23 protein-coding genes and 1 tRNA gene are annotated in these 23,340 nt (G+C 65.6%); 11 read left to right on the plus strand and 13 right to left on the minus strand.

Translation table 11 applies throughout. The features are described from left to right. Position 1: 1 nt before the first annotated feature. The 4 genes from RXV95_RS12740 to RXV95_RS12755 are packed head-to-tail and all read right to left on the minus strand — an operon-like array spanning position 2 to position 4,254. Positions 2-649 (minus strand): TetR family transcriptional regulator, encoded by a 648-nt coding sequence (locus RXV95_RS12740; protein WP_338466413.1) that lies wholly within the window; start codon positions 647-649, stop codon positions 2-4. Next, the gene (locus RXV95_RS12745) at positions 646-1,908 is read right to left on the minus strand and encodes an MgtC/SapB family protein (RefSeq protein WP_338466414.1); all 1,263 of its coding nucleotides are present in this window, start codon (positions 1,906-1,908) and stop codon (positions 646-648) included. The genes RXV95_RS12740 and RXV95_RS12745 overlap by 4 nt, the downstream gene beginning before the upstream one ends. Positions 1,909-1,951: 43 nt before the next feature. Beyond that, entirely contained in the window at positions 1,952-3,490 is a 1,539-nt protein-coding gene (locus RXV95_RS12750) for an ABC transporter permease/substrate-binding protein (protein ID WP_338466415.1), read from the minus strand. Then, a complete protein-coding gene (locus tag RXV95_RS12755; RefSeq protein ID WP_338466416.1) occupies positions 3,487-4,254 on the minus strand; it encodes an ATP-binding cassette domain-containing protein in 768 nt (255 codons plus the stop codon). The genes RXV95_RS12750 and RXV95_RS12755 overlap by 4 nt, the downstream gene beginning before the upstream one ends. Positions 4,255-4,627: 373 nt before the next feature. Here RXV95_RS12755 and RXV95_RS12760 point away from each other — a divergent pair, with 373 nt between their 5' ends. Continuing rightward, positions 4,628-5,242, plus strand: a complete 615-nt coding sequence (locus RXV95_RS12760; protein WP_338466417.1) for a hypothetical protein — start codon at positions 4,628-4,630, stop codon at positions 5,240-5,242. 63 nt (positions 5,243-5,305) lie between these two features. On the opposite strand, the gene RXV95_RS12765 is transcribed toward RXV95_RS12760, so the two are convergent. Both RXV95_RS12765 and queF read right to left on the minus strand, forming a co-directional pair. Further along, the gene (locus tag RXV95_RS12765; RefSeq protein WP_338466418.1) at positions 5,306-5,809 is read right to left on the minus strand and encodes a MarR family transcriptional regulator; all 504 of its coding nucleotides are present in this window, start codon (positions 5,807-5,809) and stop codon (positions 5,306-5,308) included. Positions 5,810-5,867: 58 nt separating this feature from the next. Further along, positions 5,868-6,323, minus strand: a complete 456-nt coding sequence (queF, locus tag RXV95_RS12770; protein ID WP_338466419.1) for a preQ(1) synthase — start codon at positions 6,321-6,323, stop codon at positions 5,868-5,870. Between the two features lie 719 nt (positions 6,324-7,042). On the opposite strand from queF, the gene RXV95_RS12775 reads away from it, so the two are divergent. The 10 genes from RXV95_RS12775 to RXV95_RS12820 all read left to right on the plus strand — a co-directional run bounded on the left by RXV95_RS12775 (position 7,043) and on the right by RXV95_RS12820 (position 17,158). Next, positions 7,043-7,921, plus strand: coding sequence for a hypothetical protein (locus RXV95_RS12775; RefSeq protein WP_338466420.1), 879 nt, complete (start codon positions 7,043-7,045; stop codon positions 7,919-7,921). 108 nt (positions 7,922-8,029) lie between these two features. Then, positions 8,030-8,842, plus strand: a complete 813-nt coding sequence (sseA, locus tag RXV95_RS12780) for a 3-mercaptopyruvate sulfurtransferase (protein WP_338466421.1) — start codon at positions 8,030-8,032, stop codon at positions 8,840-8,842. Positions 8,843-8,846: 4 nt separating this feature from the next. Next, a complete protein-coding gene (gene metC, locus RXV95_RS12785) occupies positions 8,847-10,082 on the plus strand; it encodes a cystathionine beta-lyase (protein ID WP_338468562.1) in 1,236 nt (411 codons plus the stop codon). 80 nt (positions 10,083-10,162) lie between these two features. Then, positions 10,163-11,059: a mechanosensitive ion channel domain-containing protein gene (locus RXV95_RS12790; protein WP_338468563.1), complete on the plus strand. Its 897-nt coding sequence runs from the start codon at positions 10,163-10,165 to the stop codon at positions 11,057-11,059. 110 nt (positions 11,060-11,169) lie between these two features. Next, positions 11,170-11,940, plus strand: a complete 771-nt coding sequence (gene cobA / locus RXV95_RS12795) for a uroporphyrinogen-III C-methyltransferase (RefSeq protein ID WP_338466422.1) — start codon at positions 11,170-11,172, stop codon at positions 11,938-11,940. After that, complete coding sequence (locus RXV95_RS12800; protein ID WP_338466423.1) at positions 11,937-12,233, plus strand: DUF2849 domain-containing protein; 297 nt, start codon at positions 11,937-11,939, stop codon at positions 12,231-12,233. Before cobA ends, RXV95_RS12800 begins: the two co-directional genes overlap by 4 nt. Continuing rightward, positions 12,233-13,867: a nitrite/sulfite reductase gene (locus RXV95_RS12805; protein ID WP_338466424.1), complete on the plus strand. Its 1,635-nt coding sequence runs from the start codon at positions 12,233-12,235 to the stop codon at positions 13,865-13,867. Before RXV95_RS12800 ends, RXV95_RS12805 begins: the two co-directional genes overlap by 1 nt. Next, positions 13,860-14,285, plus strand: coding sequence for a DUF934 domain-containing protein (locus RXV95_RS12810; RefSeq protein WP_338466425.1), 426 nt, complete (start codon positions 13,860-13,862; stop codon positions 14,283-14,285). The genes RXV95_RS12805 and RXV95_RS12810 overlap by 8 nt, the downstream gene beginning before the upstream one ends. Then, positions 14,278-15,078, plus strand: a complete 801-nt coding sequence (locus tag RXV95_RS12815) for a phosphoadenylyl-sulfate reductase (protein ID WP_338466426.1) — start codon at positions 14,278-14,280, stop codon at positions 15,076-15,078. Before RXV95_RS12810 ends, RXV95_RS12815 begins: the two co-directional genes overlap by 8 nt. 268 nt (positions 15,079-15,346) lie before the next feature. Next, entirely contained in the window at positions 15,347-17,158 is a 1,812-nt protein-coding gene (locus RXV95_RS12820; protein WP_338466427.1) for a sodium:proton antiporter, read from the plus strand. 6 nt (positions 17,159-17,164) lie between these two features. Here RXV95_RS12820 and RXV95_RS12825 read toward each other — a convergent pair whose 3' ends face one another. The 7 genes from RXV95_RS12825 to RXV95_RS12855 form a co-directional block, all read right to left on the minus strand. Then, positions 17,165-18,082 (minus strand): NAD-dependent epimerase/dehydratase family protein, encoded by a 918-nt coding sequence (locus RXV95_RS12825; protein ID WP_338466428.1) that lies wholly within the window; start codon positions 18,080-18,082, stop codon positions 17,165-17,167. Further along, on the minus strand, positions 18,082-19,215 hold the full coding sequence (gene proB, locus RXV95_RS12830) for a glutamate 5-kinase (protein WP_338466429.1): 1,134 nt from the start codon (positions 19,213-19,215) through the stop codon (positions 18,082-18,084). The genes RXV95_RS12825 and proB overlap by 1 nt, the downstream gene beginning before the upstream one ends. A 42-nt stretch (positions 19,216-19,257) precedes the next feature. Then, complete coding sequence (obgE, locus tag RXV95_RS12835; RefSeq protein WP_338466430.1) at positions 19,258-20,313, minus strand: GTPase ObgE; 1,056 nt, start codon at positions 20,311-20,313, stop codon at positions 19,258-19,260. 130 nt (positions 20,314-20,443) lie between these two features. Continuing rightward, positions 20,444-20,519: transfer RNA gene (locus tag RXV95_RS12840), tRNA-Ala, on the minus strand. Between the two features lie 111 nt (positions 20,520-20,630). Beyond that, positions 20,631-21,377 (minus strand): hypothetical protein, encoded by a 747-nt coding sequence (locus RXV95_RS12845; RefSeq protein WP_338466431.1) that lies wholly within the window; start codon positions 21,375-21,377, stop codon positions 20,631-20,633. Positions 21,378-21,574: 197 nt separating this feature from the next. Beyond that, positions 21,575-22,339 (minus strand): Bax inhibitor-1/YccA family protein, encoded by a 765-nt coding sequence (locus RXV95_RS12850; protein WP_338466432.1) that lies wholly within the window; start codon positions 22,337-22,339, stop codon positions 21,575-21,577. 148 nt (positions 22,340-22,487) lie between these two features. After that, positions 22,488-23,294 carry a pyrroline-5-carboxylate reductase gene (locus tag RXV95_RS12855; protein WP_338466433.1) on the minus strand — a complete coding sequence of 269 codons (807 nt, stop codon included), beginning with the start codon at positions 23,292-23,294 and terminating at the stop codon, positions 22,488-22,490. Positions 23,295-23,340: the final 46 nt, after the last annotated feature.

Raw genomic sequence — 23,340 nt, forward strand, 5'->3', positions numbered from 1 at the left:
CCTACGCACGAAGCGCATGGCGCGCGAAGGCGCGGAAGCGTTCAAGCCGCTCCCCGGCTTGTTCGGTTCCATAGGTCCGGGCGCGCCGGGCCTCTACCGCGCTGCGATTGGAGCGCGGCGGCACATCCAGCGCGGCTGCCGTCACGAAGCGTATCCGCCAGGCCAGCGTGACGGTGTCTACGCCGGGTTGTATCGCCTGGAGCGCCCCGGTCACGCGATCCACGCCGGGCGCGAAGATCGTCCAGATCTCGCCATGCAATTCGGGGGTCGCGCGGGCGAAAATCTCGTCCAGAACAACGATCGCGCGTTCATCGCCCCCGATGGCCGATCGGGTCCACAACGGAAGAACCAGCGCATCGACGGCCGCATCGAAATCGTCCGGCGGAAGCCGTTCCAGCAGGCTCGCGCGTTCATCGGCAAGGCGCCGCGCGTTAAGCAACGCCAGTTCGCGCAAAAGGCCGGGCACACCGCCGAAATGATAGCGCACAAGCGCGGAATTCACCTGTGCCTCGCTGGCGATGCGGCGCACGGTCAACGCGTGGACACCTTCGCGCACCACCAGCGATTCCGCCGCCTGCAACAACCTGTGCCGCGTCTGCGCCGCGCCTTCGGCCTGGCGACTTCCTTCGATGGATCGCCCGCCGTTCATCCAGCCCAGGTCCAGAGCAGCATCGCCAGTGCGGACGCACCAAGGGCCGCAACAAGCGGCATGGCCGCGCCGACCCCGCCGCGCCCGAATGCGATTCCGGCCGAAAGCGCGGCCTTGATCGCCGTATTCGCCAGCACGGGCACCGCCAGCACCACGCCCGCCGACGATGGCGAAAGCATATGCCCCGGCAGGCCCGCCAACGTCAGCACCGCCGCATCCACGTCCATCAATCCGGTCAGGCCAAGAACCACGGCAATGCCTTCGTCACCGAACCGGGCAAGCGCCCACCGCGCGGCTACCGAAAGCACGACGACCGACCCTGCAAGGATCAGCGCCGGTGCGAAATCGAACGGATTGCCCAGCTTCACCGGGGCCGCCTCGGCATGGCGCTGGCGCATCCACGCGACCAGCGCGAACCCGCCGGCCACGATCGTCGCCGGCGCCATGGTCAGTGCAAGCGTCGGCAAGGCGGACGGAACAAGGATCGCCGTCAGCAACTGGACGCGCACGAACATCACGATAGAGGCAATGGAAATTCCCGCGGCAAGCGCGCTTCTCGCTTGCGGCTCATCGCGCATTCGGCGGGCATATTCTGCTGTCACGGCGGTAGAGGAAACGATGGCGCCGGTTATCGCGACAACCAGTATCCCGCGCTCCTGCCCCCAGCGGCGGGCCGCGACATAGCCCGCGAAGGAAAGCGCCGCGACCAGAACGACGACCATCCATATCCGTCTTGGATTCCAGGCATCGAACGGCCCCATCTGGGTATCGGGCAACAGCGGCAGGACCACCAGCGCCACGACCAGGAAGCGGGCAACGCCCTCAATCTCTTGCTCGGTCAGGCCGTTCAGCAGGGTGTGCAGGTAACGTCGCGCGCTCAACAGGGCGAAACTTGCGGCGGCGGCGGAAAGCGCCACGATCGGCGCGACGCGCACGGCGGTGAAGCCGATCGCGAAAGTCAGCACCGCAGCCACGGCGGAGGTTGCCGAAACATGGTCCCGGTTCGCGGTCCGGAAATAACCCAGCGTCACCAGCGCCACCACGCCTGTGGCAATTATCGCGGCGAATATATCCGGCGCGAGCCCGGCGATTCCGCCAGTCAGGCCGATCAGCCCGAAAGTGCGCACACCCGATACGCGTCCGCCGGTCGGTCGGTCGCGCAAGGCCCAGCCGCGTTCCACGCCCACGATCAGGCCGGCCGCGACGGCCGCGGCCAGCGCGGTCAAGGTTTCTGCATGAAGTGGCGAGATCTGGTTCACGCCGACGGTTCCCCCACTGGACCGTGTTGGCCCGACCGCCCCCCTAACGCCTGTCGATCTGCTGCGCCAGCCACGCCGCTGCCTGCCGGGGTGACTGCTTGTCCGAATCCCTGCTGACAAGCACGTTGGCGGCGCGCATCGTCTTTACGTCGATCTTGCCCAGCAACGGCCGGATCGCGCCCACGCATTTCTGGTTCGTCATGCATCGCGGCGATGCCAGCACCACCGCGTCGTAATGCGGAATTGCCTCTTCGGGATCGTCCAGCACCGTAAGATCGTAAGCGGCGATGCGCCCGTCGGACGAAAACGCGGTAATCGTATCCACTGCCCCGCTCTTCACCGCCTTGTACATGAAGGTGGGGTTATACCGGCGCTTCATCCTGAAATGCATGGGATAGGCCCGCTTCACCGCGGCCCATTCCGGACGATTGAGGAACTCAAGATCGGTGCCCATGGAAAGCTGCCGCGATTTGGAGGCCAGGTCTTCAAGATTGCGGATACCCAAACGCTTCGCTTCGTCGCTGCGCATCGCAAAGGCATAAACGTTTTCAAAGCCCAGCGCGCCGATCAGCCTGCCGTGCCCCTGCCTGTCCATCCAGCCGGAGATGTCGTCGATCATCTGCTGGCGTCCGGCCTTGTCGGTGCGCCGCATCTCGTTGGTCCAAAGCGTGCCGGAATAATCGACGTAAACGTCTATGTCGCCGCGCTGCAGCGCCTTGAAGATGACTGCTGAACCCAGCCCCTGGCGATAGCGCACGTCGAAGCCGGCCTCGGTCAATTTGTCGCCCAGCAGCCGGGCGAGAATATACTGCTCGGTATATCCCTTCGCGCCCACGGTCAGCACCGGACGCGCCGTGCCAGCGCCGCCGGGCAGCAGGGCCCAGGCGATTCCCGCCGCCGCAATGGCCGCGCCAAGCCACGTCATCCAGCGGCGGCGATTGGCAAGGCCGCGCTCCACCAGTCCCAGCAACGCGTCCGTCACCAGCGCAAGCGCGGCCGATCCGATACATCCGGCAAGCACCAGCGCCCAGTCCTCGGTCTGGAGCCCGGTGAAGATCGCATCGCCCAGGCTTTGCGCGCCCACCGTGGTGGATAGCGTTGCGGCCCCGATGGTCCACACCGCCGCGGTCCTTATTCCGGCCATGACGAAGGGCGCTGCCAGCGGCGCTTCCACCCAGCGCAGCTTTTGCGTCGCCGTCATCCCCATTGCATCGGCCGCCTCGCGCGCGGCGGGATCAAGCTGGGCAAGGCCCGTCACGCCGTTGCGCAGGATTGGCAGAACCGCATAAAGCCCCAGCGCCAGCAACGCGGGCAGGAATCCAAGCGCCGGTATCCCTCCGCCCAGTATCGCCGAAACCGACAGCAGGAACGGATAGAAAAGCGCCAGAAGCGCAAGCGCCGGAATCGTCTGTACCAGCCCGGCAAGGCCAAGCGATATGCGCGCGACCTGCCGCGAGCGGGCCGACCATACGATCATAGGCAGCGCGATCAGGATACCCAGCCCCAGCGCGGCGGCGGACAGCACGACATGGGCCTTCAGCGCCGAACCAAGGTTCAGCAGGTCGGCCAGGATCGCGTTCACGCCTCGATCTCCGCGATACGGCGTGCCTGTTCACGCGGCACCGCGACAAGCGACTGCGCTATCTCGCCACCTTCTCCTGCAAGAAGTTGGTGCGGCGTCGCGTCCGCAACCTTCACACCGCCTTCCATCACCACAACCCGGTCCGCCAGCAACAGCGCCTCGCTCATGTCGTGGGTGACCATGATCGTGGTCAGGCCAAGTTCGCCGTGCAGGTCATGCAGGCGCTTTCCCAGCGCCTCGCGCGTCACCGGGTCAAGCGCGCCAAGCGGTTCGTCCATCAACAGCACGTCGGGGTTCCCGGCCAGCGCGCGCGCTATGCCCACGCGCTGGCGCTGTCCGCCCGAAAGCTCGGCCGGAAGGCGCTGTGCGAATTCGTGAGGCAATTCGACGAGGTCCAGCAATTCGCCCAGCCGCGCCTCATCCCGCGCTTCGCCAGCGATGCGCCACGCGGTTGCGATGTTGTCTCCCACTGTCCAGTGCGGCAGCAGGCCGATATGCTGGAAGACATAGCCTACGCGGCGGCGAAGCCGGGTCACCGGTTCCTCGTCGGCAGGCCGGCCGCCGATCAGCACACGCCCTTCGCCGCTGGCGCCGTGCGCTTCGTCAAGCCGGTTGATCGCACGCAGCAGCGTGGACTTGCCAGAGCCGGACGCACCGACAAGCGCGACGAAACTGCCGCCTTCGATATCGAGATCGACCTGCCGCACCGCGACCGTGCCGTCATATCGGCGCGTCAGGCTTTCAAGCTTTACCGATGGTCCCACGCGGCCAGCATAACGGCTCGAACCTGCAGGTCACCCCCCGCGCGCGTTTTCACCACGCGGCACGAAAATGCCTGTCAAGGCCAGCGCCCTTGCCAGCGCAATTACACGACGCTACGCCCCGCCATGCGCATTTATGTTTCGATGTGGAACCTATTTGCGCAAAAGGAAATCGCCTGCCTGAAGGCGGGGTTCAGGGGCAATTCAGCCGGATTGGCCTATGAACGAAACAACCCGGCCCGTTTTCGCCTTTGCGCGAGCGGGCAAATTTCCCGGGTATTTCCATAGAGGAAATATCTTCCAGGATCGTCCGGTCGGTAACGGACGGATGATCCGCACGAACGCACTTTTTGGGACCAGAGTACCGGAGAACACCATGAACCTTCTTAAACTGGCCGCCTCGGCCGCCCTCGCCACCGCCATGCTTCCCGCCGCCAGTGCCTATGCCCAGGCCGCAGCGCCGCAGTTGACCGCGGGCACGACCGTCTATGATCCGCAGGGCGGCGAAGTCGGCACGATCGTCAGCTCGGCTGGCGGAAACGTGGTGATCGACACCGGCGCCAACAAGGCGACCATTCCCGGCGCAGCCGTGACCAAGGGCGACAAGGGTCCGCAGATCGCCTATACCAAGGCGCAGCTCGACGCCGCGATCCAGGCCGCTGCCGGTCAGGCGCAGGCCAAGCTGCAGCAGTCGCTGGTTCCCGGCACCCTGGTGTACGGCAAGGGCGGCGCGATGGTCGGCGCCGTGAAGGAAGTCAAGGACACGCAGGTCGTCGTGACGCGTCCGGGCAACGTGCTTGTCGCGCTGCCGAAGTCGGCCTTCACCGTCGGCGCACAGGGTCTGCAGATCAGCATGACCTCAGCCCAGCTCGACACGCAGCTCCAGGCTGCCGCACCGGCGACTCCCGAAGCTGATGCAACCGCTTCGGCCGATGCCGGGGCCGCCGCTTCGAACGACGCGGGCGCGGGCACGGACGCCGCCGCGCAGTAATTTCCTGCGCCTTGCGCAAGAAACGGCAGAGGGGCTCCGCTTCGGGGCCCCTTTTTCGTTGTCTCAATCGGTTGCGGCCGCGCTGCCGTCCACAGGATCGATCGGGCCGGTCTGGATCACCGGATCGTTGTGCTGGTCCACTTCGCCCAATACCTCGCCCAGCCGCTCCAGCGAGGCGAGGATCATTGCCTGCTCCCACGACGGAAGGTCCGCGAAGCGTTCAAGAAAACGGTCCTGCAAGGCATCGGGCGCGGCCTCCAGCGCCGCGTGTCCGGCGGGGGTTGCGGTCAGCAACATCGTGCGACGGTCCGCCTCGCCGCGCCGTCTGAGAACAAGCCCGGCGGCAACCAACCGGTCGGTGATGTTGGTGACGGTTGCCTGTGCGAAATGCAGCGATTGCGCGATGCGCGTGGGCGTCGCTTCGCCCAGCCTGGCGATTTCCTGCAACACCAGCAGTTGCGACGGGACCAGCCCCGTTGCGGCGGCGATCCGCCTGCCGCCAAGATCGCTTGCCCGCAACACCCGGCGCAGCGCCTTCAATGTCGCGATAGGGACGGGCGTTTCCATTGCCATGCCATAGCGCAATCCACACATCGTGCCATGGCCCCTTGTAACAGGGCCGCGTTCAGCCCCGTCCGCGATAGGAGGCAACGCCCTGTTCGGGAATCCACACGCCATCGGGCTGCGCGCCGGATTGCCAGAACACATCGATGGGAATGCCTCCGCGCGGATACCAGTAACCGCCGATGCGCAACCAGACAGGTTTCATTTCCGCAACCAGCCGTTCCCCGATGCCGACCGTCACGTCCTCGTGAAATCCGCAGTGATTGCGGAACGAGCCGAGGAAAAGCTTCAGGGACTTGGATTCGACGATTGTCCGGTCTGGCACGTAATCAATAACCAGATGGGCGAAATCCGGCTGACCCGTGACCGGGCAGAGCGACGTGAATTCCGGCGCGGCGAACCGGACCATGTAGCGGCTCTGGCCGCGCGGGTTGGGCACATAGTCCAGCACCGCCTCTTCGGGCGAAGCCGGCAGGCTGCTGGCCTGCCCAAGGTGAAGGGGTGTATTATCGCTCATCGTATCGCTTTTCCGGTGTGATCTGTCTTCAACGCCGGCCGGATGCCAAGCAGGCCGAACCATCGCGGCAAAGGGTGCGAATGCACTTATCGCGCGGGTGAGGCAAGCCGTCGCCGGGATGTGCCCCGGCATCGCCGGTTCCCCTGTTCGCCCGTAGGTTCAGGCGCTATTCACCGCGCCCGCGCTTGGCAGCGGCACTGCTTCACGGGGAGGAAATGGGAAAGAACCGCCGAAATCGCCAATCATTCGGCCCGCACCGCTTGTCGCTGTGGCAAGCGGCGGCAATCGCCGTTGCGACAGCCCTTGCCTGCCCTGCCGTACTGCGCGCGCAAACATCCGATTACCGTGATTTCCAGTTGCAGCCGCAGGCAACCGCAACCCCGCGCGCGTCCGGCCCGGTCGCGCCGGACGGTGAAGCACCGCGCGCGCTTTCCACGCAAGGGGTGGCCACGGAAGCGGCGACGCCCACGCCTGCCTCCTCCCCGTCGCCAGCGACCGGCGCGACCGCGACTGCCGCACCTTCCAATCCTGCCGGTGCAGTGCAAACGGCGCCGCCCCCTGTGCAGACCGCTCCCGCCGCAAGCCCCACAAGCGTAGCACCGCGCCCTGCCGCTTCCTCTACGCCCCCTGCGCAGACACCTTCGCCCCGCACCCCCGCCGCTACGGCGCGACCCGAGACGACGCCCGCACCTTCGGCAAGCGAATCCCCGGTTCTGGCAGTGCCTCCGGAAGCCACAGCCTCCGACAGCGCGCCCAGCCTTGCCGCGCCGGAGCCGCCGCCGGGCGGCATTGCTATAAGTCCGCTGCTGGCCGCCGCCATTGCGCTTGTCCTTGTGCTGTTTGCAGTATCGGCGCTCCTCTATCGTCGCCGCATGGCCGCAGTGGATGCAGACGAGGCCGGAGGATACCCGGCGGAGACAGACGGAGACGGTGAAGATATCGCGGCGGTCCCCGATAGTGCGCCCCGTATCCCGGATGCCCCGCCCGAAACGATTCCCAGCCCGGCACCGCAGTTTCCATCGGACGTCCCCGAGGGCGGCGGCGAACCGGCGCAGCAGCCCGCCGCACCGGTTCCGCCGATAGTCGTGCAGGCGCCGCGCAAGTCGGATTCACCGCTTTTCGACCTTGAGCCGAGGCGACTGGGCGTGACGCTGGTAAACGCGACGCTCACTTATCGCCTGCAATTGACCAATACCGCCCCCCGGATGCTGGAAGATATTGCCATTTCCGGCGACATGATAGCGGCCCATGCTTCGCTGCCGGTCGAACAGCAGCTTGGCGCCGACGGCGCACAATTCGCGCCGCTTCATCGAATCGAGTCGATCGAACCCGGCGAAAGCGTGACGATCGAGGGAGATTTGCGCCTTGCGCTGGCCGCAATCCTGCCGATCCGGCACGGACAGCATCGCCTTTTCGTGCCGCTGGCCCGGTTCGAAACTTCGTGGTCGGCAGGCGAAGCGCGAAAAGCGCGGGTGAGTGCGTTCCTGATCGGCCTGCTTCCCGATGGCGAAAGCGACAGGCTGCGGCCATTCCGGCTCGATCTCGGGCCACGAATGTACCCGGATATCGGGCAAAGACTTCTGACCGCAATTAGCTGATCTGCATATTCGGCCTTTTTACGGCTTCACGCGTCCGGTGCTCCCGATTAAGACTGGCAAGGTTGAAGCCCGGATCAACGGGCCGTGATGACCAGGCAGGAGCATGACATGGAATCCCTCGTATCGACCGAATGGCTTGCCAACGAACTGGGGGCGAGCGACCTTCGCGTCGTAGATGCCAGCGCGTTCCTTCCCGAAAGCAAGCGCGACGCCGCCCAGGAATACGAAGCCTGCCACATTCCCGGCGCGGTCTTCATGGACCTTGCCAACCTGATCGACACCGCCTCCAAGGTGTCCAACACCCTGCCCCCGGCGGAAAAATTCGCCAGCCGCATGCAAAGCCTGGGGCTTGGCGACGGCAGCCGCATCGTCCTTTATGACGACAGCCCGATCAAGAGTTCGGCCCGGGCATGGTTCATGCTGCGCATGTTCGGCGCGCACGATGTGGCGATCCTCGATGGCGGTCTCGCCAAGTGGAAGCAGGAATGCCGCCCTTGCGCGCAAGGCAAGGAATCGCTGCGCCACCGCCACTTCACCGTCTGGCAGGACGACAAGAACCTGCGCACCAAGGCCGATGTGCTGAAGAACCTCCATTCAAAGGAAGAACTGGTCGTCGACGCGCGCGGCGCGCCCCGGTTCGAGGAAGCGCACATCCCCGGCTCGCGCAATGTGCCCTATGCCGCGCTGTTCAACGCCGATGGCACCTGGAAAAAGCCCGACGAACTGAAGAAGGTGTTCGAAAAGGCAGGCGTCGACCTGTCGAAGCCGCTGGTTTCCAGCTGCGGTTCGGGCATGACGGCCAATGTCGTGATCTTCGCCCTGCACCTGATCGGCAAGGACGACGTTTCGCTTTACGACGGCAGCTGGTCCGAATGGGGCGCCGATGCCGATACCCCGAAGGAGTCCGGCGCCGCCGCCTGAAACGATGACGGGCGATAGCGACAGGAAACTGGCCAGCGCCACCCGGCTCGTTTCGGCGGGCCGGCGCGCTGAATGGACCGGCACGCCCGGTCATCCCTCGGCCGTGGTCAGCCCGCCGGTCTGGCGGGCGAGCACGCACCTTTATGCCGATACGGCGGCGCTGAAATCCGGTCCGAAGCTGAACGAGGACGGCCGGTTCTTCTATGGCCGCCGCGGTGCACCCACGCAGTGGGCGCTGGCCGATGCGCTGACCGGGCTTGAACCCGGTGCCGCGGGAACGATGCTCTACCCCTCTGGCGTAGCGGCGATTTCGGGCGCGTTGTTGACCGTTCTGCGCCCCGGCGATGTGCTGCTGATGACGGACAACGCCTATGAGCCGAGCCGGACGATGGGCAACGGCCTGCTCAAGGATTTCGGGATTGAAACGCGCTGGTTCGATCCGCTTTCGCCAGACGCTTTCGCCAAGGCGATCTGCGAACGGACAAAGTGCGTTCTGCTCGAATCGCCGGGAAGCCTGACCATGGAGGTGCAGGACGTGCCCGCCATTGCCGCGATCGCGCGCGACAGGGGGGTCATCTCGATCATCGACAATACCTGGGCGAGCCCGCTGGGATTCGCCCCGCTTTCCCACGGCGTCGACATTACGGTGATGAGCCTGACCAAGCACGTCGGCGGCCACTCGGACGTGATGATGGGCAGCGCCTCGGCAGGCTCGCACTGGTATGCAAGGCTGCGCAAGACCGCGCAGGCCATCGGCCACGTCGTCTCTCCCGACGATGCGGCGCTTGCCCTGCGCGGCCTGCGCACGATGGGCCTGCGCCTCGAAAGCGAAACCGCCCATGCGCTGGAACTGGCGGCATGGCTTGAACAGCAGCCCGAAGTGGCGCGCGTGCTTTGTCCGATGCTGCCCGGTTCGCCCGGCCACGACTTGTGGGCCCGCGATTTCAACGGTGGCTGCGGCCTGTTCAGCTTCGTGCTGAAAGGGGGAACGGCAGAAGCGCGCAATGCGCTGATCGACGCGCTTGAGCTGTTCGGCATCGGCTTCAGCTGGGGCGGCTTCGAAAGCCTGGTAACGCCGGTCGATCCCGCGCGAATCCGCTCGGCATCCGGCTGGCCGCTTGCCGGCATGGCCGATGAAGACCGCTTCGGCGTGCGCCTGTCTATCGGGCTTGAAGATCCTGCGGACCTGAGGGCCGACTTGCGCTCGGGGCTCGACGCATGGCGGAGAGCGGAAGGCTGATGACCGTGACGCTGGACTCGCACGCACCGGTTGCAGCGCAATTGTTCGGTCCGAACAGCCCGATCACACAAGTGATCGACATGCTGGACAAGATCGGCTTCGACGTCGGCAACACGCGCATCTCTATCTGGGGTGCGATCGTGGTCATCGTGGTGGTGATCGGCGTTCTGGTGGCGGCCCGCCTGGGCGGTTCGATCGCGACGCGCATTTTCGGCAAGATCACGCGGCTCGATCCCGCGCAGCAGTTGCTGGGCGAAAAGCTGGTTTCGATTGCCGTATGGGTCATCGCCTTCCTTGTCGGCATCGATATCCTGCATATCGACCTGACGGCACTGACGGTATTTTCGGGCGCATTCGGCCTTGCCGTCGGCTTTGGCCTGCAAAAGACCTTCGGCAACCTGATCGCGGGAATCATCCTGTTGATGGACCGTTCGATCAAGCCGGGCGACGTGATCGCCATCGCCAACAGCGCCGGCACCGGGCAGACCTTCGGGCAGGTCAAGAAGATCGGAATCCGCGCGGTTTCGATCACCACACGCGACCAGCGTGAATACCTGATTCCAAACGAAAACCTTATGACCAGTCAGGTGGAGAACTGGTCCTATTCGTCAAGGAACGTGCGCATCCAGGTGCCTGTGGGCGTCGCTTACGGGTCCGACATGGACCTTGCCGAAAAGCTGATGCTGCAGGCGGCGAAGGATTCTAAGCGCATCCTGGACGTGCCCTCGCCCACGGTGTGGATGCACGAATACGGGCACAGCTCGGTAAACTTCGTGATCCAGTGCTGGATCAACGACCCGGAAGAGGGCTTGGGCAACGTCCGGTCGGCGGTGCTCAAGCGTTTATGGGTGCTGTTCAAGGAGAACGGGATCGAGCTTCCCTTCCCGCAGCGCGACCTGAACTTTCGCCGGAATGAAGAGTTCGACCGGCTGGTGACGGCGATAGAAGGGAACAGAGACGCCCCCGACGGGGACTGAGCGGCGCAGAGGCGCAAAAAGGGCGCCTATAGGGAGCACTAAAGCTCTCCTACCCGCGCCCCAAACCATTCTCGCTGGCATGCCGATGCCGGTGCCGCCATTTCGGCGGAATGAGCAAGCCGTCCAACACGCCCGGAACCGTGTTCCTTGTCGGCGCCGGTCCCGGCGATCCCGACCTGATGACCGTTCGCGCCGCGCGCCTGCTTTCGGCCGCGTCGCTTGTCGTGCACGATGGGCTGGTCGATCCCTCCGTTCTGGACATGGCGCCGCCCTCCGCGCGCTTCGTCTCCGTCGCCAAGGCGCGCAGCCGCCACACGATGCGGCAAGAGGCGATCAATGCGCTGCTGGTGCGCGAGGCGCTTGCCGGGCGCGACGTCGTGCGCCTGAAGGGCGGCGATCCCTTCGTGTTCGGGCGTGGCGGCGAGGAAGCCGAAGCCTGCCGCGCCGCGGGCGTCCCGGTTGAGGTCGTTCCCGGCATCAGCGCCGCGATGGGCGCGGCGGCGGCGGCGCAGATTCCGCTTACCCACCGCGATGCGGCCAGCGTGGTCAGCTTTGTCGCGGGCCAGTGCAAGGGGCTGTCCGACCAGAACTGGGCGGGCCTTGCGGGCGTTGGCCGGACGCTTGTCATCTACATGGGCGTCGCGACGAGCGAGGCGATTGCCGAAAAGTTGATCGGCGACGGTCTTTCCCCCGCCATGCCCATCGCGGTGATCGAAAACGCCGCGCGCCCGCAGATGCGGGTGCTGCGCGGGCAACTGGCGGGTCTTGGCGCGCTTGTTGCCGCCGATAAGGTGAAAAGCCCGGCGCTGATCGTGATCGGCGAGGTCGCCGCGCGCAACGATACCGCCGAACTTGAACGAATTGCGGAGACGGCACTGTGAAGATCATTACGGGCAACAACCTGCGCACCGGCGCGGTGGTGTGGTGGACCGGTTACGACTGGTCGATCCACATCGAGGACGCGATCGACGTTGCCGAACATTACGAAGCGATCATCGCGCGCGAAACCGGCGCACAGCGCGTGACCGATGCCTATGCGATAGAGGCCGAGCGCGACGGCACGCGCATTCGCCCCGCGCACATCAAGGACCGGATCCGCTCTCTCGGCCCCACGGTGCGCCCCGACCTGACCCTCAAACCCGCCGATCCGTCCATCGGCAACTGGGTGATCTGATGTACCAGTACGACCAATACGACCAGGCCATGGTCGATGCCCGCGTTGATGAATTCCGCGGCCAGGTGGCACGCCGCCTTGCCGGCGACATTACCGAGGACCAGTTCAAGCCGCTGCGGCTGAAGAACGGGCTATACCTGCAACTGCACGCCTATATGCTGCGGGTGGCCGTTCCCTATGGCACGCTCAATTCGCGCAAGGTGCGGGCGCTGGCCGACATCGCCGAAAAGTACGATCGCGGTTACGGCCACTTCACCACGCGCCAGAACATCCAGTACAACTGGATCAAGCTGGAAGACGCGCCCGATATCCTGGCGGACCTTGCCAAGGTAGAGATGCACGCGATCCAGACGAGCGGGAACTGCATCCGCAACACCACGTCCGACCAGTTCGCGGGCGCGGCGGCCGACGAAGTGGTGGACCCGCGCCCTTATGCCGAGCTTCTGCGCCAGTGGTCGAGCTTCCATCCGGAGTTCGATTACCTGCCGCGCAAGTTCAAGATCGCGGTAATCGCCAGCGATACGGACCGCGCGGCGATGCGCCTGCACGACATCGGCATCCAGCTTGTCCGCAACGACGCGGGAGAGCTTGGCGCGCGGTTCTTCGTGGGCGGCGGCATGGGCCGCACGCCGATGATCGCCCCCGAAATCGCCGCGTTCGTGCCGATCGACCGCATGGTGACATTCACCGAAGCCTGCCTGCGCGTCTACAACCGCTATGGCCGGCGCGACAACAAGTTCAAGGCGCGCATCAAGATCCTGGTGCACGAAATGGGCGCGGACGAATACCGCCGCCAGGTAGAGGAAGAGTTCGCGCACCTTTCCACGCTGGATATCGAGCCGCCGGCTGCGGAACTGGAACGCATCGCCGCGTTCTTTGTCCCGCCCGCGTTCGAAACCGGCCTTCCGGACGAGATCGACCGCAGCGATCCCGATTTCGCGCTGTGGCTGGATACCAACACGCTTGCGCACCGGCAGCCCGGCTATGCCTGCGTGACAATCAGCCTGAAACCCGTCGGCGGCATTCCCGGCGACGCCTCTGCCGACCAGATGCGGCTGATGGCCGACCTTGCCGAGCGTTACTCTTTCGACGAACTGCGCGTTACGCATGCGCAGAACATCGTGCTGCCGCACGTGCGCAAGGCAGACCTTCATGCGCTGTGGCAGGTGCTGGACGGCGCGGGGCTGGGTTCTGCCAATCTCGACACGATCGAGGACATCATCGCCTGCCCCGGCCTCGATTATTGCGCGCTTGCCAATGCCCGCTCGATTCCCGTCGCGCAGAAGATCGCGCGCCGCTTCGCAGACCGGGGCCGCAGCCACGAACTTGGCGAACTGAAGCTGAAGATCAGCGGCTGCATCAATGCCTGCGGGCACCACCACGCGGGCCATATCGGCATCCTTGGTGTCGACCGGAAGGGCGTGGAAAACTACCAGTTGCTGCTGGGCGGCAGCGAGGCGGCCGACGCTTCGCTGGGCAAGATCACCGGGCCCGGCTTCGACGAGGACGGCGTGGTCGACGCGGTCGAGAAAGCGACCGACGTCTATCTGGCCCAACGCGCGGATGGGGAACGCTTCCTCGACACGTACCGCCGCATCGGCATCGATCCGTTCAAGGAGGCAATTTATGGGTGACCTGTTGCGCTATCGCGATGACGAGCCGGTCAACGATCCGGCGGTGACGGTCGATGCCTTTGCCGAACAGTCGAACGCAACCGCCGTGCGGATCGAACCGGGCGACGACGCGCGCGACATTTTGCCCTACCTTAACCGTATCGCGCTGGTAGAGGTCGATTTTCCCGGCTTCGGCGACGGGCGCGGCTATTCCGCCGCGCGCATCCTGCGCGAAAGCGGATACGAGGGCGAACTGCGCGCCGTGGGCGACGTGCTGATCGACCAGCTTTCGCACATGCGCCGCTGCGGTTTCGATGCCTTTTCGCCCGACGTGGCGATATCGCGCGAAGCGGCGGACAAGGCGCTTGCGACCTGGCCGCAGGTCTATCAGCGCGCCGCCGATACGCGTCCGCCGATCTGGGCCTTGCGCCATGACTAATGCTCCGGCGGCGCGCACGGCCGACCGGCTGGACACCGGACCGCGTTTTACAGAGCAGGATGCGCACCGCCTGAACGCGCGCTTCGAAGGCGCGGGCACGGCCGAGCTTCTGCGCGGCGTCCTGTCCGAAGGCCTGGCCGGAACGGTGGGCGTGGTCAGCAGCTTCGGTGCGGAAAGCGCGGTTTTGCTGCACCTTGTCGCGGCGGCCGATCCGGCAACGCCGGTGCTGTTCCTGGATACGCAGAAGCATTTTCCCGAAACGCTGGCCTATCGTGACGAACTGGTCGCCAGGCTGGGCCTTGCCGGGCTTCGCGTGATCGCCCCCGATGCCGCGCGGATCGCGGCGCGCGACGATACCGGGCTGCGCTGGTCATGGGATCCGGACGGGTGTTGTGAAATCCGCAAGGTCCAACCGCTGGCGCGCGCACTGGCAGACTTCGACGCCTCAATCACCGGGCGCAAGGGGTTCCAGTCGAAAACCCGCGAAGGCCTGCCGCGCTTCGAGATCGACCGATCGGACGCGCAGGGGCGGCTGAAGATCAACCCGCTGGCGGACTGGTCCAAGGCAGACCTTGACGCCTATATCGCCGCGCACGACCTGCCGCCGCATCCGCTGGTGGAACAGGGATACCTGTCCATCGGCTGTTCGCCCTGCACCAGCAAGGTCGCCCCCGGCGAAGATCCGCGCTCGGGCCGGTGGAAGGGCTGGGACAAGACCGAATGCGGCATCCACCAGCCGATAGACGGCAATGGCGGCGACGACCTGCCCCCGGGATTCGAACCGGCGTTCTAGTGACCCGAATCTGAAGTTCGTTTCACTATTCGGCAAGCGCAGAGTGAACTTCAGATTCAAAAGGGTCACTAGCAACTATATGATTCTAGTGTGGTTTACGGATTTGAAATTCGCTCCCTACCTTGCCGATCAATGTGGCGAATTTCAAATCCACCACACTAGAGGCAGGACGTATTGATTGCCTTGATCCGGCGGCGCCCCGTGGCACCGGATCGAAAATGCCTTATGGTGCGTTGCCACCCCAGGGGGAGCGGGAGCAGCACCGGATATGGAATACCAGGCAATCGTCTTCGCGCTGATCGGCGTGCTGGGGATCGGCGCGCAATGGGTCGCGTGGAAAACCGGCTGGCCGGCCATCGCGCTGATGCTGCTGGCGGGCGTTCTGGCCGGGCCGGTGCTGGGCCTGATAGACCCCGAACACACGTTCGGCGCGCTGCTTGAGCCGGCCATATCGCTGGCGGTTGCGGTGATCCTGTTCGAAGGCGGCCTTTCGCTGCGGCTGCGCGAATTGCGCAAGACCGAAGGCGCGGTGATCCGCCTGACACTGATCGGCGTGCCGGTGGGCTGGGTGCTCGGCGCGGCCGCCGGGCACTATCTTGCCGGGCTCGCCTGGCCGGTTGCGGTGCTGTTTGGCGGCATCCTTGTCGTCACCGGGCCGACCGTGGTGATCCCGCTGCTGCGGCAGAGCAATATCGAAAGCCGCCCTCGCACGATCCTGAAGTGGGAAGGCATCGTCAACGATCCGGTGGGCGCGCTTTGCGCGGTGCTGACTTACGAATACCTGCGCCGCTCGCTGGAAGGGGGCACGCTGGCCAGCGTCGCCGTCTCGCTGCTGGTCGCGTCGCTGGTGGCGGGCGGCATCGGCTATGCCGCAGCCCGGTTGATGAGCTGGGCACTGCCGCGCGGCCATATCCCCGAATACCTGAAATCGCCCGTGCTGCTGGTGATGGTGATCGGCGTTTTCGTCGCGTCGAACCTGATCCAGCAGGAAGCCGGGCTTGTCGCCGTAACGGTGATGGGCGTGGCAATGGCCAACATGCAGATCGATTCGCTGCGGGAACTTCGCGCGTTCAAGGAAAACGTGACGGTTATCCTTGTTTCGGGCGTGTTCGTGCTGCTTTCCGCGTCGCTTGACCTTGAACTGGTGCGCCAGTTCGAATGGCGCTTTATCGCTTTCCTCGCCGGCGTGCTGTTCCTGGTGCGCCCGATCGCGGTGATGGCCAGCCTGGCGTTCAGCCGCGTGCCGTGGCGCGAACGTGCGCTGATCGCGTGGATCGCGCCGCGCGGCATCGTGCTCGTCGCCATTTCCGGCCTGTTCGCATTGCGGCTGGACCAGATCGGCTATTCGGGCGGCACGGTCCTTATCGCGCTGTCGTTCTCGGTCGTCGCGGCAACGATCGTGGTGCACGGCTTCACCATCGGGCCGCTGGCGCGCGTGTTGAAGCTGACGGGGCCGAAAAAGTCCGGGCTGATCCTTGCGGGCGGCACATCGTTTTCCTTCGGCCTTGCCGAACAACTGAACGAACTGGAGGTGCCGGTGCTGATCGCCGACACCAGCTGGCAACGCCTCGCCCGCGCGCGGCAGGCGGGCATCCCCACCTATCATGGAGAGATCCTGGCCGAAGCGACCGACGAACATATCGATATGTCGCACTATCAGGCGCTGGCCGCCGTTACCGAAAACGAAGCCTACAACACGCTGATCTGCAACGAGTTCGCGCCGGAATTCGGGCGCGACAACGTGTATCAGCTGGGCGATGCGGGCAATGGCGGCAGCCTGGCCCTGCCCGCCGACCTGCGCGGGCGCGCGCTGTTCGCCTCTGGCCTTGGCGTGGAGCAGATATCGCGCCACGTGCGCGCGGGGTGGACCTTCCGCAAGACACCGATCACCGATGTCTATGGCCTTGCCGAAATGCGCGAAGAGCTGCCCGAGGAAAGCGAATTGCTGATGGTGCTGCGCAGCGCGGGGACGATCAAGTTCTTCACCCACGCCAGCCAGCCCGAGCCCGAACCGGGCGATACGGTGATCAGCTATGTCCCGCCCCACCGCGACGCGCACGCCAGCAAGGCGGCGGCCTGAGCGCGGTCAGAGCCAGCCTTCCTCGCGATACCAGGCGGCGGTGGCGTGCAGGCCGATGGTCGTTTCCACTTCGGGCGCCCACACCGCGGCTGGCGGGCGGGCGCCTTCGCCCGCGCGCCAGTCGGGATGGCACATATAGCCCACGCGGTCCTGCGTCAGCTTGGCGCCCTTGCCGCGCACCATCGCATCGATCCGCGCGCCAAGGCGCAGCACGCCGGGTTTCAGCGGCAGCGCGGCAACACGCTTGCCCACCGCGCGGCCGATCGCGCGGGCCAGATCGGTATGCGTCCAGCCGCCGTCGCGCCCGTCGTCCGGTTCGAAGGTCTGCCGCGTCACGTCCTCTCCTGAAGGGACCAGCGCCAGCAGCAGGCGGGCCAGGTCGTTCACGTGGATGACGGACAGGTGCCCTTGCGGCGGCAGCGGCACGATCCCGCGCTTCGCCAGCTTGAACAGTTCGAACATCTCGGTATCGCGCGGGCCATAGACCGCGGGCGGGCGCACCACGGTCCAGTCCAGCCCGCTTGCGCTGACCAGCTTTTCCCCGCGCAGCTTCGATGCGCCATAGGCCGAAAGCTGCGGCTCGCGCGCGGAGAGCGATGAAACGTGGACGAAGCGCGGCACGCCGGCCTTTCGCGCGGCCTCCACGACGTTGAGCGTGCCGGTGACGTTGCCCGCTTCGAACCCCGCCGGGTCGGGCGCGTTGACCACGCCCGCGATGTGAACCACCGCGCTGGCGCCGCGCGCCAGCTTTGCCAGCGCGCGCGAATCGCCAAGGTCGCCCTCCACCCATTCCACGCCGCCGCGCGGCTCTTGCGGGCGGCGGGTGAGCGCGCGCACGTCATACCCGCGCCGCGCAGCGATATCGAGCAGCGCCTGCCCGACGAAGCCCGTCGCCCCGGTAACGGCCAGCAATTCGGATGGCATCAGAGCAGCACCATCTGGTCACGGTGGATGATCGCGCTGCGCGGCGTATAGCCCAGGATCGCCGCGTGCCGGTGCGTGCTGTGGCCCACCAGCTTCGCGCAATCGCCGGAATCGTATTCGGCAAGCCCGCGCGCCAGCGTTTCGCCCTTCGGGCCGATCACCGAAATCACGTCTCCGCGCCGGAACTGGCCGGTAACTTCCACCACCCCGGCGGAAAGCAGGCTTGATCCGCCGGCCAGCGCCTTTGCCGCGCCCGCATCGATATGCACCGCGCCCTTCATGCGCATCCGGCCGCCAAGCCACGCCTTGCGCGCCTGCTTGCGTCCGCGCGGCAGGAACAATGTGCCGCTGCCTTCACCCAGCGCGCGGCCGATCGGCGCTTCGGGACGGCCATCGACGATGCCCAGCGCGATGCCCGCAAGCCCCGCGATCTCTGCCGCCTGCAACTTGGAGGTCATGCCGCCCGATCCCAGGCCGGACGAGGAACCGGGCGTCGCCATCGCCAGGATTTCGGCCGTGATCCCGCGCACCAGCGGCACGCGTGCCGCCCCCGCCTCGCGCGGGTCGCGGTCATACAGGCCATCGATATCGGACAGCAGCAGAACCCCGTTCGCCCCCGCCGCCTGCGCGACGCGCGCGGCAAGCCGGTCATTATCGCCAAAGCGGATTTCGTTGGTGGCGACCGAATCGTTCTCGTTGATCACCGGCACCGCGCCTGCCGCAAGCAGCCGGCCCAGCGTTGCCGTCGCGTTCAGATAGCGGCGCCGATCCTCCAGATCGTCCAGCGTCAACAGGATCTGCGCGGCGATCAGCCCGTGCCCCGCGAACAGTTCGGCCCAGAGCCCGGCCAGCGCGATCTGCCCGACCGATGCCGCCGCCTGCGCATCGGCCAGCCGCCCGCGCCCGCCCTTTTCCATGCCCAGCCGCCGCGCGCCAAGCGCAATCGCGCCAGACGACACGACGATAACCTGCTGGCCGCGGGCGCGCGCGGCGGCAATCTCCGCAACAAGGGCGGAAAGCCATTGCCCGCGCGGTTCCCCGTCGGTCCCCACCAGCAGGGCCGAACCGACCTTGAGCACAAGTAGCGGACAGGCGACCGGATCGGTCAGGTCATTGAGGGCGGAAATCTTCATGGAACGCCGCGCTTAGGCGAATTGTCGCGGCTTGGAAATGCGTCAGAGCGGCGACCACGGCTTTTCGTCTTGCGCTTCTTCCACTTCACCGTCCGGCCGTTCGGTCACGGTAGCGGCCGGCAGGTACTGGAGCGCGGCGTCCAGCAGCGCGTCGAGCCCTTTTCCCGTGGCGCCCGAAATCGGGAACACCGCATCGACGCCCGCATCTGTCAGTTCCTGCGAAAACGCCTCTACCAGTTCGGCATCGACAAGATCGATCTTGTTCAGCGCGACCAGACGGGGCTTTTCGTCCAGCCCGGCGCCATAGGCTTCAAGCTCCGTCTCGACGATGTCCAGCGCCTCTACCGGGTCGGTGCCGGTAATGTCGATCAGGTGGACCAGCACGCGGCAACGTTCGATATGCCCCAGGAACCGGTCGCCGATCCCCGCCCCGTCCGCCGCGCCTTCGATCAGGCCGGGGATATCGGCCAGCACGAATTCGCGGTTGCGGTGGCGCACCACGCCAAGCTGCGGGCGCGTGGTGGTGAAGGCATAGGCGCCGACCTTTGCCTTGGTATTGGTGATCTGGTTGATGAAGGTGGACTTGCCCGCGTTGGGCAGGCCCACAAGGCCGACATCGGCAAGCAGCTTCAGCCGCAGCCACACCCACATCTCCTCGCCCGGCCAGCCGGGGCCGGACTGGCGCGGCGCGCGGTTTGTGCTGGACTTGTAGCTGGCGTTGCCGCGCCCGCCGTCACCGCCACGCAGCAATGTGACCTGCTGGCCCGCTTCCGTCAGGTCGGCCAGCACGGTCTCGCGGTCGTCGTCCAGGATCTGGGTACCCACGGGCACCTTTACGACCATGTCCCGGCCGCCGGCGCCGGTGCGGTTCTTGCCCGCGCCGCCGATGCCGCGCTGCGCCTTGAAGTGCTGGGTATAGCGGAAATCGATCAGGGTATTGAGCCCGGCGACCGCTTCGAAAACGATATCGCCGCCCTTGCCGCCGTCTCCGCCGTCCGGCCCGCCGTATTCAATGTATTTCTCGCGCCGGAAGCTGACCGCGCCGGGGCCGCCCGCGCCCGAGCGCACATAGATCTTGGCCTGGTCTAGGAAATGCATCTTTTGTTCCGATGGTCCCGCTGGCGGTTCGGCAAGTGAAACGGAATACTGCCAGTTAGGCACGCCACGGCCAACCAACAAGGCAAATAGCAATAAGGCCGCCGGTTGTGCCGGCGGCCTTATGGTGATCTGGTGGAGCCGAGGGGGATCGAACCCCTGACCTCGTCATTGCGAACGACGCGCTCTCCCAGCTGAGCTACGGCCCCGTTCCCAGTATCGCCCCGCGGCGCATGCCGACGGGAGCGCCGCCTTTACGCAGCGCCGTGTCCGGTTTCAACCGAAAAATGCGTGCGCATGTCGCGGCCGCGTCGTCGGCCTTAACCGCCGGGCTGTGCATGGCCCGCCGAAGCCGTGGTCGCCTTGCCCGCTGGAAGCGAGACGGCTTGCGCGGTCGGCGCATATTTCGCGTCCCATTCGGCCGCATCGATGCGCCACTGGTCGTAACGGCGATAGAAATTGTCGAACACGACCTCAACATTGGGCAGCGCCCGCTGCGCAAACGATTCAAGATCGCCCGGCTTCACCGCGCGCGCATCGTTGCTCATCGCCAGGACCGCTTCGCAGAAATCGCCCAGCGTAGGCGGCAACGCATAGTGATTATAGACTTCGGTCATGTATTTTTCGCGGGCGCGGATATAGCTGCCGCGATATTGCTTGCGAAACTCGGAATCGAGCTCGCGATTGGTTTTCGACAGGACCCTGTTGTTGTCCTTCAGGAAGTCCTTGTAGTTCGCGAGGATGGGCGCGAACTTCGCCGCCGTGCAGTTCAGCGCACCCACGTTATAGGCCGAACGCAGGTTCCACAGCTTTTGCGCGGGCGAGATATTGCGGTTCACGCTGACCCGCAGCCCGTCCGCGCCGGTGGGCGGCACGCTGAGTGTGGCCGAAGCACCGTCAGGCGGCATGGGACGCGGCGGAATCCGCACGACCGTGGCAACCTTTGGCGGCGGCGGTGGCGGTGGCGGCGGCGGCGTGGCGCACGAGGCGAGCGCCATGGCCAGACCAGTGGCGGCCAGTGTCGCGATCTTTGGAACAGCCGCGTTGCGGCGGGCGAAGTCAGACATTTTTATCCCCCGAAGGTTCAGAACCGCCAACATCAACGCGGAACTACCTTTCTCCAATCTGGAGGAACCAACTTAACCGGTCATAAAGGTAAATAAAATGCCCGGCGGGACAGAACACCCGCCGGGCACGACGATCCGAATCATTCCTGCGACGAACGCCCTTGGCGGCCTGTGCCAACGGGCGTCGCAGAGCGGCTTTAGCGGCGATCGCCCATGAAGCGCAGCAGGAACATGAACAGGTTGATGAAGTCGAGATAGAGGCTGAGCGCGCCCATCACGACCATCTTGCCCATGAAATCGCTGCCGGCGACGTGGTAATACATCTCGCGCAGCTTCTGCGTGTCATACACGGTCAGCCCCGCGAAGATCAGCACGCCAAGGAAGCTGATGCCCCATGCCAGGCCGCTGGAATGCAGGAACATGTTGATGATCGAGGCGATGATGATGCCCACCAGGCCCATGATCAGGAACGTGCCCATGCCCGACAGGTCACGCTTCGTGGTGTAGCCATAGAGGCTGAGCCCCGCGAAGGCGCCCGCGGTGGCGAAGAACGTCGCCGCGATGGACGTACCTGTATAGACAAGGAAAATCGTCGACATCGAAAGGCCCATCACCGCGCAATAGGCCCAGTAGGTGGCCTGCAATGCCGTGGTGGACAGCCTGTTGAGGCCGAAGCTCATCACCATCACGAACGCCAGCGGCGAAAGGATTATCAGCCACGACAGCGCCCCGCCGTTGACGAAGACCTGCGCGGCCATGCCGCTTTGCGCGAAAAGCATGGCGACCACGCCCGTAAGCAGGACGCCAGAGGCCATGTAGTTGTAGATGGACAGCATGTAGCTGCGCAGGCCGGGATCGACAGTTGCCGCCTGGCCCGCTGCGGCACCGCCGAGGCCGGAATACGCGCCGAAGCCCGTGCGGCTGTCGCGGCGCGTGGGCTGTGGATCGTTCCAGTTTGCCATGTCAGTTCAAAACTCCGTTACCGGCCCGAACTGGACCGTTGCGACAAATATCGCGTCTTGTCGGCCCGTTTTCAAGGAAAACCGGACTTTGCGATATGTGTCAAAGTGTATCCGAAGCCGGTTCCGGCGTGAATTGCGACCGCGCGAATCAGCCGCGTTCGCGCGCCTCGCGGGTCATTTCGGCGCTGCGGTCGCGCGCGTCGCGCAGGGTGTCTTCCAGCAGGCGGGCAAGGCGCCGGTCCGCATCCAGCACGTCGATGCCCACTTGCGTCACCCCGCCGGGGCTGGCCACGCGGCGGGCAAGTTCTCCCGGAGAATGGGGTGAACGGGCGGCAAGCGCCGATGCCCCCTCCACCATCGCCAGCGCCAGCCGGTCCGCCTGTTCGCGCGGCAGACCCAGCGACGCCGCGCCTTCGGCCAGCGCATCGATAAAGCGATAGACGAACGCCGGGCCGGACCCCGCCAGCGCGGTAACAAGGTCCATCTCGCCTTCGCCGGAAAGCCATTCCGCCGTTCCCAGCGGGGCCATCAGCCGGTCGGCAAGCGCACAGGCCGCCGGGCCTGCATCGCCCACCAGCGCAACGGGGGACTTGCCAAGCGCGGCGGCAAGATTGGGCATCACGCGCACGATGCCGCCGGCGGCGGGAAACAGTTCGCGCAGGCGGGCAAGGTCCGGGCCGGCAAGGATCGACAGCAGCAGCGTGTCCTCGCCCACGAACGGGCGCACCGCTTCGGCGGACGCGGCAAGCTGCTGCGGCTTGAAGCCCAGCAACACCACATCGGGCGCAGGCTCGCCAATCGGCGGTTCGCGCAAAAGCGTTACGCCTTCGGGCACGGTTTCACGTACCGGGTCGACAACGGTCACGCAGGCCGGATCGACGCCGCCCGCCAGCCACCCGTCAAGGATCGCGCCGCCCATGTTGCCGGCGCCGAACATCATGATCGTCTCGTTCATACGGCCTTTCCTACCAATCCGCTGCCCATGCTGTCGAACCGGAATC

It is taken from the genome of Novosphingobium sp. ZN18A2 (genome assembly GCF_036784765.1).
GTDB lineage: Bacteria > Pseudomonadota > Alphaproteobacteria > Sphingomonadales > Sphingomonadaceae > Novosphingobium.